The following is a 13,279-nucleotide window of genomic DNA, read 5'->3' as shown; positions in this document are numbered from 1 at the left end:
TTATGGACAGCGGATTGTTCAGCATACTTCTGCCGGCCTTTGTGGCCGGCCTGCTGGTGCTTTCAACCCATGTGGTATTGGGGCGCCAGGTGTTGAAGCGCGGGATCATCTTTATCGATCTGGCGATAGCCCAAGTCGCGGCACTGGGGGCGATAGTGGCGCATCTTAATCATGATTTGGAGGAGATCCCTTATTCTCATGTATGGATGCCGGCATTGTTTGCCCTGGCCGGGGCCGGAATCATAGCCTGGTTGTCACGTAAAATGGCCTCTGAACTGGAGGCCATGATCGGCTGCTTCTATGTGTTGGCTGCAGTGGCTGCCATGTTGTTGCTCTCCAACGACCCCCATGGTGCCGAGCTGCTCAAGCAACTGATGTCGGGGCAGATCCTTTGGGTCAACTGGCCACAACTGATCTTGCCGGCTCTGGTTTATGCTCTGGTGTTGGGGCTATTGCTGTGGCGCCCGTCTTTGCTCAATGGCGCCGTGTTTTATCCCCTGTTTGCCCTGGTGATAACCCTGTCTGTGGAGCTGGTGGGTGTCTATCTGGTGTTCAGCACCTTGATTCTGCCGGCACTGGCGCTGAATAAATACAGCGGCCGTTTCGCACTTGGCTGGGCCTATCTGGTCGGAGTATTGGGTTATGTCGCCGGTCTGTGGGCCTCGGCGAGTTATGACCTGCCTAGTGGGGCCGCTATAGTGGCAACTCTGGCACTGAGCGCTCTGCTGTTTCGTATACTGTTAAGTTTCAGCGATCGTCACTGAGTTCAGGAAACTGAGAACAAGCCTCAAAATGCGGCCCGGCGGTCGCATTTTTTTGCTGTTAAAAATCAGCGCACAGATGTAAACAAAAGATTGAGCCGCAGCAGGCCTGTAGCTATACTGTCCGCCGTTGCATAAGCGGAGTAAATTTATGCTGTTGATAGTCCGTTCTCTGCTGCTGGCAGTGCTCTTGTTGCTGGCCTTTGTTTTTGGTGGCATTTTTTGCATTTTACGCCCGAGACACAGAGATAATGTACACCTGTTTGCCCGACTTTTTTCGGCGGTAGCGCCCATACTGGGTGTTAAAGTTATAGTGCGAGCAGGCAAAACCAAACCGGGTGAGCCCTGTATCTTCCTGGCGAATCACCAAAATAATTTCGATATGTTTACCCATACTGCTGCGGTTCCCAAGGGCACTGTCAGCCTGGGGAAGAAAAGTCTGTTGTGGATGCCGCTATTTGGTCAGCTTTATTGGCTTTCGGGTAATATTCTCATCGATCGCAAGAACCGTGCCCGCGCCTTTGAAACCATGGCCGAAACGGCGCGCAAGATCAAAGAGAAATGCCTTTCTGTGTGGATCTTTCCTGAGGGTACCCGTAGTCGCGGTCGCGGCCTGTTGCCCTTTAAGGCTGGAGCATTTCATACCGCTATAGCCGCCGGAGTGCCTATGGTGCCTGTGCTGGCTTCCAATCAATGCCATATCAAGCTCAACCGCTGGAACAATGGTGTGGTGATTATTGAGATGATGGAGCCGGTGGAAACCCAAGGCTTGAGTAAGGCTAATGTCAAAGAGTTGTCCGATAAGATCCATGCCACCATGGCCAGTAAGCTCAAACAACTGAATGCCGAGGCGGCAGCACTTATGGGTAAAACTGTGCCCGCGGATATCGTATAATACCCTCTGACCTATTTTTTCGGAGACAAGCATGTCCATTGAACGTCTGTTGCAGGCACAGAAGCAGGAAAACCGTGACATTATTCAGTCCTTGCTGGATGACGGTTCTGAGGCCGATGCTGAATACACCATAGAGCACCATTTTTCGTCCACTAACTTTGACCGTCTGGAAAAAGCCGCAGTAGATGCCTTTAAATTGGGCTTTGAGGTTAACGATGCTGAAGAGGTGGAACTGGATGACGGTAGTCTGATTTTCTGCTTTGACGCTATAGCCTATCATCAACTGGAAGCCGAGCTTCTGGATAAGGCCTGTGAGCAATTGCTGCAGCTTGCGGTCAAGCACAAGGTCGACTATGACGGCTGGGGCACCTATTACATAGGTGACGAGCTGGAAGATGAAGACGACGAAGAGCAGGACTAAGTCCTGTTACCAATAAAAACACCGGGTTCTTGACCCGGTGTTTTTGTTTCTGCCACCTTTACCGGCAGATTGATTTTCAGTTGTAGTCTACCGGTTTTTCGCCAATGACGACCGGAAGTTCTATCTGTTTACCGGCGCGGATCACCTGCAGGGTGACCTTGGTACCCGGGGTGGTCTCGGCAATCCTGTCCATCAGCATATAGATGCGGGTAACGTCTTCACCCTGATACTGAGTGATTACATCTCTGGGTCTCAAGCCAGCCAGCGCTGCCGGGCCATTAGGTTCTATGCCGGTCACCACTACGCCGCGAAGATCCGGCAAGTTGAGTATTTGTGCCACAACCGGGCTGACGTCTTCACCCGAGATCCCCAAGGCACCGCGAATAACCCGGCCATCCTTGATCAGTTTGCCCATGACGGCGTAGGCCAGCTTGATGGGAATGGCGAAGTTGATGCCATGGCCCCCCCCTTCACCACCTATCTGGAAGGCAGCAGTATTAATGCCTATGAGTCCCCCATGGGTATCAATCAAGGCGCCGCCCGAGTTACCGGCGTTGATGGCGGCGTCGGTTTGCAGAAAGTCCAGGTAGCCTGTACTCAGGCCATTACGGCCGGTGGCACTGATGATCCCCTGAGTGATGGTTTGTCCCAGGTTATAGGGGTTACCTATGGCCAGCACCACATCGCCCACCTGAGGAGGACTGTTGAGGTTAAGCGGCACCACGGGCAGATTTTCGCCTTGGATCTCCAGCACAGCCAGGTCGGTTTCCGGATCCTGACCAACCACTTCGGCACCGAATTTTCGGCCGTCCTGTAATGCCACGACAATCTCATCGGCCTTCTTGACCACATGATAGTTGGTGAGAATGTAGCCTTCTTTGCGCATGATAACGCCTGAGCCCAGGCCCTGTAGCGAACCGCCGTTAAGGGGGCGGCTTTGGTTGATGCTCAGGCTGTAGATATTCACCACTGCAGGCGCGGCGCGGCGTACCGCTTTGGCAAAGGACAGCTCTGCACCACTGTTTCCCCTGAACTGCAACAGGTTGCCACCAAGATTGCCTTCGCCCATAAAACGGCTGACCAGCAGAAAGACTGCTGCCATTACCAGGCCAAAGACCACTGCTTTGCAGATATAGATCAGGGTTTCTTTCATTGTGATGACATTGCTGAATATTAAAAAAGGCTCGTTAGATTAGCATGTTTCTTGCTATTGCGAACAATAGTCAAGGCTCGGGAAGTTAATTTTGTCCTGAATTGGGCGCCGGAAATAAAAAAAGCGGGGAGCACCCCGCTTTTTCAGGATGGTTGTTAACTTCTGAGGATCAGATACAGGTTGCTATTGCCCCTGACTATCTTCAGCGCCACCGCGCCTTGCTGCTCTTTAAGCTCCTCTTTCAGCGCTTTTAGGGTGGTGGTCTTGGTGCGGTTAACCCCAATAATCAGGTCACCTTTTTGTAAGCCACTCATGGCCGCTGGAGAGTTCTGGGCGATATCGGTGATTTCGATACCTTTCTTGCTGTTCTCCAGTGTGGCACCGGTCAACATCGGATGAACAGCACCCGCCGCAGTTTCTTTCACCTGGCTGGCTTCGCCCAGGGTAACTTTGACTGTCTTGTCATCACCATCACGTATCAGGCCAAGCTCTATTTTACTACCGGCACCCATGGTGCCAATCTTGGCCCGCAGTTCTTGGAAGCTCTTGATCTTGCGCCCATTGATGCTGACGATAATATCGCCGGCCTTGATGCCTGCCTTGTCGGCGGCGCTGCCTTCCATTACTTCGCTGACAAAGCCACCGTGCTGGGTCTCGAGACCGAAGCCTTGAGCCAGTTCATTATCCAGATCACGACCCATAACCCCCAGCACGCCGCGGCGCACTTCGCCGTGTTCGATTATCTGATCCACCAGGCTGTGAACCATGTTGGCCGGTATCGCGAAACCGATACCTACGTTACCGCCGCCGGGAGCCACAATAGCGGTATTGATACCGATAAGCTCGCCGCGCAGGTTAACCAAGGCGCCGCCTGAGTTACCGCTGTTGATGGCGGCATCGGTTTGAATAAAGTTTTCCAGCATCTCTATGCCAAGGCCGGTGCGCCCCAGAGCACTGACGATACCTGAGGTGACGGTTTGCCCAAGACCGAAGGGGTTACCTATGGCTACGGCAAAGTCACCGACTCTTAAGTCATCCGAGTCGGCGGACTTGATTGCCGTGAGGTTGTCGGCTTCAATCTGCAGCAGAGCGATATCGGCGTCTTTATCTTTACCTATCAACTTGGCCTTTATTTCACGGCCGTCGTGTAGACCTATTTGAATATCATCGGCGCCATCAATCACATGGTTGTTGGTGACTATGTAGCCCTTATCGGCATCTATGATGACACCGGAGCCCAGGCCGCGGAAGGGGCGCTCCTGTACTTGCTCCTGAGGGGCATTGGGGCCAAAGAAGTAGCGGAAGATATCCGGTACCCGTTGGCGGGAAACCTGAGTGCCGGAAACGGCGACAGAGACAACTGCTGGAGTAGTTTGCTCCAACATGGGGGCCAGGCTCGGCATGGTTTGGCCGGCAACAGCTTGAGGTAGAGCGGCCTGGGAAACCACAGGAGCCAGTGTCAGTGTGGCTCCAAGCAGGGCGGCGGAAACAAGAGATAACTTGGTCTTCATCTATGCATTGCTCCTAATACGGGATCAAATAACCATGTACTGTTTGCCACCAAGGTGGCTGAATCTTAAAGGCTCTTTTACGAGCGTTCGGTAATTAATCCGACTTTAATCTTGTTTAAAAAGTTCATCCTTCATTAATAAAGATTAATTTTTAATGCTTTCCGGCGAGAGTACGGCGTCACTCTTGTCATCAAGGTCACTGATACTGGTTTGCATAAATGGCAAAGGGGCCAGCTGCTCCTCTTTGGCTAATCTTTGGCTGCCCTGATTCCAGTGCTGATTAAGGCGATTGATTTGCTCTGTCAGTTGTCCCAGCAGTGCTCTTTGTTCAGCCAGATGATCACTGACTTCCTGTTTGTGTTGGCTCAACTCCATCTTGCTGCGTTCAATAGCCACACTTTTACTACTCTTGCCGAGTCCGCGGCTGACCAAGGTCTTGCCGATATAACCCAGTATTAACCCCAGAATGAAAGCCGCAAACACCAGTGGCCATTCCATATCGACTCCTTAAGTTTGTCTTTGTGTCTTAAGTTTTTGCCCGATCCCATAGGGATAATAGGCAAAATATACCCCGAGCGTGGGTCTCATGATACCATTTGCCGCCCCGACTCTGTTGCTTGAGTTGGGTTAGGGAAGATGCGAACCAGTCCTTGTGGGACTGGTTCGCATCTTCCCTAGTACCCATCAAATAAGGTTAAAAGAGAAGAATTCAAGTGTCGCAGTTAACCCCTTGGCAGCATTACCAACAAGATCTCACCCGTGAAGATTTCAGCCATGACCCGGCGCAGGAGCAAGCGGTAAAGGCATTGCAGCGTGTTTATGATGAGCTGCAAAGGCCGCAAAAGTCCGGATGGCGCAATTGGTTCAGCCGGGAAAAAAACAGCAAGGTTCAGGGGCTTTACCTCTGGGGCGGTGTTGGGCGCGGCAAGACCTACCTCATGGACACCTTTTTTGATGCCCTGCCGGGTGAGCAGAAACTAAGGGCGCATTTTCATCGCTTTATGCACAGAATTCATCAGGAGCTGGACGCGCTCAAGGGAACCAGGGATCCTCTATTGGTGATAGCCAAACAGATGGCAGCGAAATATAGAGTGATCTGTTTCGATGAGTTCTTTGTTTCGGACATCACGGATGCCATGTTACTGGGCACTCTGTTCGAAGCCCTGTTTAAGGAGGGCGTGGTCTTGGTGGCCACCTCCAACATAGTACCGGATGATCTTTATAAAAACGGTTTGCAGCGGGCCAGATTTTTACCGGCTATCGCCGAGATCAAGGCCAACTGCCAGGTGCTGAATGTCGATTCAGGAATCGACTACAGACTGCGAACTCTGGAGCAGGCTGAGATCTACCATCATCCACTCGATGAAACGGCCGAATCCAACCTGCAACGTTATTTCACCCAACTGGCGCCCGAGTCGGAAGTCTCTGAAACGCCGCTGGAAATCGATGGACGCAGCATAGTGATCCGCAAACAAGCCCAAGGTGTTTTGCTGGCTGACTTTAGAGCCCTGTGCGATGGACCGCGCAGTCAGCGGGACTATATGGAACTGGCGCAATTGTTTCATACTGTGCTGCTCAGCGGCCTGGAACAGATGGGCGCCCAACAGACAGGGGATGATATCGCCCGTCGTTTCCTGGCGTTGGTGGATGAGTTCTATGAACGGCATGTGAAACTGATCATTTCGGCTGAGGTGCCGCTCGAGCAGATTTACACTGATGGGCAATTGAGTTTCGAGTTCCGCCGTTGCCGCTCCCGCCTGATTGAGATGCAGTCCCGGGATTATCTGGCGCTGGAACATCTGCCATAGCTAAAGGGAAAATCCGCTTAGATGCGGGAAATTCAATCAAATAGCCATACTCAATAAGCCTTGGATGGCGGCAAAGTGCTAACAGCTTGAAAAAGATCGTCTTTTAAGGCGAGATATTAAAAAGCAGGTGATTTTTAGTTCAGCTTTGACTATAATCCGCCACCTGCCCACGTTACTCCGCCGATTGGGCGGATTTAAAAGCCAGTTTCTTTGCTCGAAGGGGCAGAGAAAGGCATTTTTGTGTTATCTGCATCCGCAGGTAGCATGTGACAGAATTTAACTTTGGGTTTTTGTAATAATGAAGACTTTTACTGCTAAGCCAGAAACTGTAGCTCGTGACTGGTACGTTGTTGATGCCGAAGGTAAGACCCTGGGTCGTATCGCCACTGAAATCGCTCTGCGTCTGCGTGGCAAGCACAAGGCTGAGTACACTCCTCACGTAGATACCGGTGATTACATCATCGTGATCAACGCCGAGAAAGTAACTGTGACCGGTAACAAGGCTGCAGGCAAGACGTACTACTCGCACTCAGGCTTCCCAGGTGGCATCAAGCAAATCAGCTTCGAGAAGCTGCAAGCTCACAAGCCAGAAATGATCATCGAGAAAGCAGTCAAGGGTATGTTGCCAAAAGGCCCCCTGGGTCGTGCCATGTTCCGTAAGCTGAAAGTTTACGCTGGCGCAGAGCACAACCACGCTGCACAACAACCTCAAGTTCTTGATATCTAAACGGGATTAAGCAAATGGCTGCAACTCAGTACTACGGCACTGGCCGTCGCAAAACTTCAACTGCTCGCGTATTCGCTAAAGCAGGTAGTGGCAACATCGTTGTTAACCAACGTCCTCTGGATGTTTACTTTGGTCGTGAAACCGCTCGTATGGTTGTTCGTCAACCACTTGAGCTGGTTGAAATGACTGAAAAACTGGACATCTATGTAACAGTTAAGGGCGGTGGTATCACTGGCCAAGCTGGCGCTATCCGTCACGGTATCACCCGTGCTCTGATGGAGCTGGACGAAGCTCTGCGTCCTACTTTACGCTCTGCTGGTTATGTAACCCGCGATGCTCGTAAGGTTGAACGTAAGAAAGTGGGTCTGCGTAAAGCACGTCGTAAGCCACAGTTCTCCAAGCGTTAATATCGCTTTCGAGATACCAAAAACCCAGCGTATGCTGGGTTTTTTTATGGTTGAGATTTATCTCTGACAGCCCTGTATACTTTGGGCACTTGTGGCATAAAGGGAGAAAATCATGAGTTGGCAATTGTTGTTGATAGCCTTGGGTTTGGTATTGATACTTGAAGGTCTTGGACCCTTATTGTTCCCCAACCGCTGGCGTCGTTATCTGCTGGAAGTGGCTTCCCAACCGACCGCCATCATGCAACGCCTGGGCGGCGTCCTGGTTGTTGCAGGAATCGTCATATTGATTATTTTTTCATAAATACTTGCCCCTTTCATGCCAATATCTGTTAGAATCCTGCTTTAACCGCAACCTTGCAGCAAACAATGGGCAAAAATGTAGTTGTTCTCGGCACTCAATGGGGTGACGAGGGAAAAGGTAAGATTGTCGACCTTCTGACCGAACAGGCAAAATTCGTAGTCCGTTACCAAGGTGGCCACAACGCTGGTCATACTCTGGTTATCGATGGTGAAAAAACCGTTCTTCATCTGATCCCCTCAGGCATTCTGCGCGATAACGTCAAGTGCATTATCGGCAACGGCGTGGTTTTGGCGCCCGATGCTCTGATGAAAGAGATCGGCATGCTGAAAGATAAAGGTATTCCGGTAGAGGAACGCCTACTTATCTCTGAAGCTTGTCCTCTGATCCTTCCTTTCCACTGTGCGCTGGATATCGCTCGCGAAAAAGCGCGTGGCAATAAGGCTATCGGTACTACAGGACGCGGCATAGGCCCGGCTTATGAAGATAAAATTTCCCGTCGCGGTCTGCGCGTAGGGGATCTCTTCAATCCGCAGCTATTTGCCGAGAAGCTGAAAGAAGTGATGGCCTATCACAACTTTATGCTGACAGAGTACTATAAGTGCGAAGCCGTTGATTACCAGCAGACTCTGGATGAAGCGTTGGCTCTGGCAGACTATTTGAAAGGTCTGTGTGTGGATGTCACCGAATTGCTGGATCAAGCCCGCAAGAATGGCGACAACATACTGTTTGAAGGCGCTCAGGGCACATTGCTGGATATTGACCACGGTACTTATCCATTTGTAACCTCTTCCAACACTACCGCGGGTGGTGTGGCAACTGGTTCTGGATTCGGCCCTCGTCATCTGGACTATGTCTGCGGCATCATCAAGGCTTATACCACCCGTGTGGGTGCCGGCCCATTCCCGACTGAACTGGAATGTGAAATCGGCGATCACTTGGGAACCAAGGGCCAGGAATTTGGTGCGACAACCGGTCGTAAGCGTCGTCCGGGTTGGTTGGACATAGTGGCTATGCGCCGCGCGGTTCAGATCAACAGCATCAGTGGTTTCTGCCTGACCAAGCTCGACGTTTTGGACGGCTTGAAAGAAGTGAAGCTCTGCGTAGGCTATCAGCATCCAGACGGTACTGTGTCCAATGTGACTCCGCTGGCAGCAGAAGGCTATGAGCACGTTACTCCTGTGTATGAAACCATGCCAGGCTGGAGTGAAAACACCTTTGGTGCCACTTCACTGGAGCAACTGCCACAGGCAGCAATCAATTATATCAAGCGGATTGAAGAACTGCTGGAAACACCTGTCGATATCATCTCAACCGGGCCAGACCGGAATGAGACCATGATTCTGGTGAATCCATTCAGTTAAGTAAAAAGGCCGCCTAAGCGGCCTTTTTCGTTTATGGGGCTTACACTGTTTGCCCTTAAGAATTGGGTTATACTGCCGATGAAAAGACAGTCTATTTGTCATCAGGACAGCTTATGTTGCGTATAGCCCTATTACTCTTGTTAGTAACCAGTGCCAATGTGTTGGCCGAAGAAACCAAGGCCGTGGATATCTACAGCCAGGAAGAACTGCTGGAGCTTATTCGCAGCAAGCAATACCTGACCCGGGTCAAAGCCGATGACTGTCAGCTGGTGCAGGATATTGAGGCACGCGCCGAAGTGCTCAAGCAGCCGTTGTACCAGTACCTCTGGGGTGAGATGCTTAATTTCGGCATCTGCGTCAAGGCCAATCCACCCAGAGGAATATCGCTGCTCAGGGATGCCGCCGAGCAGGGCAGTGCCGAAGCCATGGTGCGCATTGCCGAGTATTATAAAGATGGCAAGTTTGTACTGCAGGACAAAGAACGTTCGGTGCAGTACCTGTTACCCGCTGCCGCCAACGGTGACTTGCCGGCCAGGATGATGCTGGTCGAGCTGTTTGCCAAGGGGTATGGCAGCCCAAGGGATTATGTCTTGGGGTATCACTGGCTCTACAACCAGGTGTTCAGCGATGAACAGACCCAGCAAGACGCCAAAAGATTATTGCAGCTGTTAGCGGCTAAAATGCCCGCCAGTCAGGTGGAGAAGGCCAAAAATGAACATCTGCAAAGCCGTTAATTAGCTTGTCGCATTGGATGCGACAACGAAGAAATTGGAAATTGAATGATAAAAGATCCTCATTTTGAGCGAGAGCAAGATAAGTACGACAACCCCATTCCCAGCCGGGAATTTATATTGGAATATCTGCGCTCGCAGACCTCTCCCCTGAATCGTGAGCGGATCGCCACGGCCCTCAACATCTCCGACGAAGAACAACTCGAGGCGCTGCGGCGTCGGCTGCGTGCCATGGAGCGCGATGGTCAGCTGGTATTTACCCGCGGCCAGTGTTACGGCCTGCCGGAGCGGATGGACTTGATCCAGGGCACAGTGCTGGGCCACAGAGATGGCTATGGCTTTTTCCGTCCCGATGAAGGCGGTGATGACCTGTTTATCAACCATGGCGATATGCTCAGGTACTTCCATGGCGACAAGGTGTTGGCGCAAAAGGCCGGAGTCGATCGCAAGGGGCGCCGCGAAGCCCGCATAGTGCGCCTGGTTGCCGAGCGAACCGCCGCTCTGGTGGGGCGCTTCCATGTCGATTGCGGCATGGCCTTTGTTATCGCCGATGATAAGCGTATTACCCAGGAAATATTGATAGACAACGCCGATCGCAACGGCGCCCGTCAGGGCGATGTGGTGGTGGTGGAACTCACCCGCAGGCCGGGACGCTATGTCAAAGCCGCCGGTAAGGTGGTCGAGGTGCTGGGTAAAGAGATGGCACCGGGAATGGAAATAGAAATTGCCCTGCGCAACTATGATCTGCCCCATACCTGGTCTGCCGCCATCGAGAAGAAACTGAACAAGATCCCCGATGAAGTGCAGGAACAAGACAAGGTAGGGCGGGTCGACCTGCGACAACTGCCCTTGGTCACTATAGACGGTGAAGATGCCCGCGACTTTGACGATGCCGTCTATGCCGAGCGTAAGCGTAGCGGCGGTTGGCGCCTGTGGGTGGCCATTGCCGATGTCAGTTATTATGTGCGTACTCAATCGGCGCTGGATCAAGAAGCCCGTGCCCGAGGCAACTCTGTGTACTTCCCGTCACAGGTGATCCCTATGTTGCCGGAAAAGCTCTCCAACGGCCTGTGTTCCCTGAATCCGGGAGTTGACCGCCTCTGTATGGTGGCCGAGATGACAGTGTCGGCGGCGGGTAAGTTGTCCGGCTACAAGTTCTATCCGGCGGTGATGCATTCCCACGCCCGCTTCACCTATACCCAGGTGGCGGCTATGCTGGAAGGCGAAGAAGGCCTGGAAGAGCATAAGCCTTTATTGCCGCATCTCAAGGTGTTGCAGGAGCTGTATCTGGCGCTCGATAGCCAGCGGGCCAACCGTGGCGCTATCGCCTTTGAGACGCTGGAAACCCAGTTCATCTTCAATGAGCAGCGCAAGATAGACAAGATAGTGCCCAGAGCCCGTAATCAGGCGCACAAGATCATCGAAGAATGTATGATCCTCGCCAACGTGGCGGCGGCCAAGTTTGTCAAAAAGCACAAGGGGGAAGTTCTCTATCGGGTGCATGAAGCGCCATCCGAGCAGAAGCTGACTCAGTTCAAGGAGTTTCTGGCTGAGCGGGGCCTCTCCATGGGCGGCGGTTTAGAACCCGAGCCCAGTGACTACCAGGCGCTGATGGAAAAAGTGCAGGGGCGCGCCGATGCCGAACTCATTCAGGTGATGTTGCTGCGCTCCATGCGCCAGGCGACTTACACACCGGACAATGAAGGCCACTTTGGTCTGGCGTTGGAGGAGTATTCTCACTTTACGTCGCCCATTCGCCGTTATCCTGACTTGGTGTTGCACAGGGTGATCCGTTACCTGCTCGCCAAAGAGCGTGGCGAAGCGAGCGATAAGTGGACCCCGGACGGCGGCTATCACTATCAGCTCGATGAGCTGGATCAGCTTGGCGAAGAGTGTTCCAACACCGAGCGCCGCGCCGATGAAGCCACCCGGGACGTCTCCGACTGGCTCAAGTGTGAGTTTATGCAGGACCATGTGGGTGACACCTTCAATGCGGTGGTGGCTTCCGTCACCAGCTTCGGGCTGTTTGTGCGTCTCAATGATTTGTTTATCGACGGTTTGGTGCATATCTCCACTCTGGGCAGCGACTATTTCCAGTATGATCCCATGCGCCAGCGCCTGATAGGTGAGCACTCAGGGCAGATCTACCAGATTGGCGATGCTGTGACGGTCAAAGTCGCCTCGGTCAATCTGGACGACAGGCAGATAGACTTGCTGATGGTGGACGAAGAGGGCCGCAGCCAGCGCCGTAAAGGCCGCAGCAAGAGTAAGCCGCTGACCGCGCGGGAAAGGGTCAATATTGAAGGAGCCCGCCGCTCGGCCAAGGCACAGAAGCCGACAGGTAAAGGGAGCGCCAAGTCTAAGTCCACAGGCGCATCCGCCAAAAGCAAATCAACCAAGGCTGCCGGCAACGCCGGGGCGAAAAAGCCCAAGGCAGCCAAACGAGTCAAGAGAAAGAAGTAAATGAAAAAACAGGAACTGGTGTTTGGCATTCACGCGGTCGAGTCTTTGCTGAAACACGCTCCGGAGCGGGTATTGGAAATGTGGCTGCTCAGTGGTCGTCAGGATGACAGGATCAAGCCCTTGTTGGAGATGGCGGCTCAGTGGGGCATTCGCCCCCAGCAGGCATCCCGCAAGACACTGGATGACAAGGCCGAAAGCTCTCAGCATCAAGGGATCATCATCCGGGTGCGTCCGGCCAAGGTCTTGACCGAAAACGATCTCGAAGCCCTGCTGGATAAGACAGACTCGCCATTTTTGCTGATCCTGGATGGGGTCACAGATCCCCACAATCTGGGGGCCTGTCTGCGAAATGCCGATGCGGCCGGGGTTCACGGCGTCATAGTGCCTAAAGACAACTCCGTGGGACTGACGCCGACCGTCAGCAAGGTGGCTTGCGGCGCGGCCGAGACAGTGCCGCTGTTTCAAGTGACCAACCTGGCGCGTACCATGAAGCGTTTGCAGGAACGGGGTGTGTGGATTGCCGGCACTGCAGGCGAGGCCGACAGCACTTTGTATCAGGCTGACCTCAAGGGGGCTCTGGCCATTGCCATGGGCGCCGAAGGCAAGGGGCTGAGACGCCTGAGCCGCGAAAGTTGCGACACCCTGATCTCTATTCCTATGGCGGGCAGTGTCTCCAGTCTGAACGTGTCGGTGGCGACCGGCATCTGTCTGTTCGAAGCTGTGCGTCAGCGTCTCTAACT

General features: G+C 52.9%; 14 protein-coding genes. 11 read left to right on the top strand and 3 right to left on the bottom strand.

Annotation, left to right across the window (positions count from 1 at the left end; all coding sequences use genetic code 11):
- The first annotated feature begins 2 nt into the window (after positions 1-2).
- The 3 genes from CX650_RS09250 (at position 3) to rraB (ending at position 2,077) form a co-directional block, all read left to right on the top strand.
- Positions 3-764 carry a metal ABC transporter permease gene (locus CX650_RS09250; protein WP_101095638.1) on the top strand — a complete coding sequence of 254 codons (762 nt, stop codon included), beginning with the start codon at positions 3-5 and terminating at the stop codon, positions 762-764.
- A 148-nt stretch (positions 765-912) separates the two neighbouring features.
- Positions 913-1,656: a 1-acylglycerol-3-phosphate O-acyltransferase gene (locus CX650_RS09245; protein ID WP_101095637.1), complete on the top strand. Its 744-nt coding sequence runs from the start codon at positions 913-915 to the stop codon at positions 1,654-1,656.
- Positions 1,657-1,687: 31 nt separating this feature from the next.
- Positions 1,688-2,077: a ribonuclease E inhibitor RraB gene (gene rraB, locus CX650_RS09240; RefSeq protein ID WP_025009331.1), complete on the top strand. Its 390-nt coding sequence runs from the start codon at positions 1,688-1,690 to the stop codon at positions 2,075-2,077.
- Between the two features lie 76 nt (positions 2,078-2,153).
- Here the strand turns inward: rraB and degS are convergent, their stop codons facing one another.
- From degS to CX650_RS09225, 3 genes are all read right to left on the bottom strand, one after another.
- Positions 2,154-3,236 carry an outer membrane-stress sensor serine endopeptidase DegS gene (gene degS / locus CX650_RS09235; protein WP_101054883.1) on the bottom strand — a complete coding sequence of 361 codons (1,083 nt, stop codon included), beginning with the start codon at positions 3,234-3,236 and terminating at the stop codon, positions 2,154-2,156.
- Between the two features lie 149 nt (positions 3,237-3,385).
- Positions 3,386-4,741 (bottom strand): Do family serine endopeptidase DegQ, encoded by a 1,356-nt coding sequence (gene degQ, locus CX650_RS09230; protein ID WP_101095636.1) that lies wholly within the window; start codon positions 4,739-4,741, stop codon positions 3,386-3,388.
- Between the two features lie 144 nt (positions 4,742-4,885).
- Positions 4,886-5,239 carry a ZapG family protein gene (locus CX650_RS09225; RefSeq protein ID WP_071476843.1) on the bottom strand — a complete coding sequence of 118 codons (354 nt, stop codon included), beginning with the start codon at positions 5,237-5,239 and terminating at the stop codon, positions 4,886-4,888.
- Between the two features lie 215 nt (positions 5,240-5,454).
- Here CX650_RS09225 and zapE point away from each other — a divergent pair, with 215 nt between their 5' ends.
- From zapE to rlmB, 8 genes are all read left to right on the top strand, one after another.
- Entirely contained in the window at positions 5,455-6,549 is a 1,095-nt protein-coding gene (gene zapE / locus CX650_RS09220) for a cell division protein ZapE (protein WP_101095635.1), read from the top strand.
- 298 nt (positions 6,550-6,847) lie between these two features.
- Entirely contained in the window at positions 6,848-7,276 is a 429-nt protein-coding gene (gene rplM / locus CX650_RS09215; protein WP_025009334.1) for a 50S ribosomal protein L13, read from the top strand.
- 14 nt (positions 7,277-7,290) lie between these two features.
- Complete coding sequence (rpsI, locus tag CX650_RS09210) at positions 7,291-7,683, top strand: 30S ribosomal protein S9 (protein WP_025009335.1); 393 nt, start codon at positions 7,291-7,293, stop codon at positions 7,681-7,683.
- A 112-nt stretch (positions 7,684-7,795) separates the two neighbouring features.
- Positions 7,796-7,984: a DUF2065 domain-containing protein gene (locus tag CX650_RS09205; protein WP_039034467.1), complete on the top strand. Its 189-nt coding sequence runs from the start codon at positions 7,796-7,798 to the stop codon at positions 7,982-7,984.
- Positions 7,985-8,049: 65 nt separating this feature from the next.
- Positions 8,050-9,345: an adenylosuccinate synthase gene (locus tag CX650_RS09200; RefSeq protein ID WP_039034468.1), complete on the top strand. Its 1,296-nt coding sequence runs from the start codon at positions 8,050-8,052 to the stop codon at positions 9,343-9,345.
- 113 nt (positions 9,346-9,458) lie between these two features.
- Positions 9,459-10,079, top strand: a complete 621-nt coding sequence (locus CX650_RS09195; protein ID WP_071476839.1) for a tetratricopeptide repeat protein — start codon at positions 9,459-9,461, stop codon at positions 10,077-10,079.
- A 45-nt stretch (positions 10,080-10,124) separates the two neighbouring features.
- The gene (gene rnr / locus CX650_RS09190) at positions 10,125-12,539 is read left to right on the top strand and encodes a ribonuclease R (RefSeq protein ID WP_101095634.1); all 2,415 of its coding nucleotides are present in this window, start codon (positions 10,125-10,127) and stop codon (positions 12,537-12,539) included.
- Positions 12,540-13,277, top strand: a complete 738-nt coding sequence (rlmB, locus tag CX650_RS09185) for a 23S rRNA (guanosine(2251)-2'-O)-methyltransferase RlmB (protein ID WP_101095633.1) — start codon at positions 12,540-12,542, stop codon at positions 13,275-13,277.
- Positions 13,278-13,279 lie beyond the last annotated feature (2 nt).

It is taken from the genome of Shewanella indica (assembly GCF_002836975.1).
Taxonomy (GTDB): domain Bacteria; phylum Pseudomonadota; class Gammaproteobacteria; order Enterobacterales; family Shewanellaceae; genus Shewanella; species Shewanella indica.
Note: the sequence above shows the minus strand (reverse complement) of the source record. Positions and strands in the feature narration are given on the sequence as shown.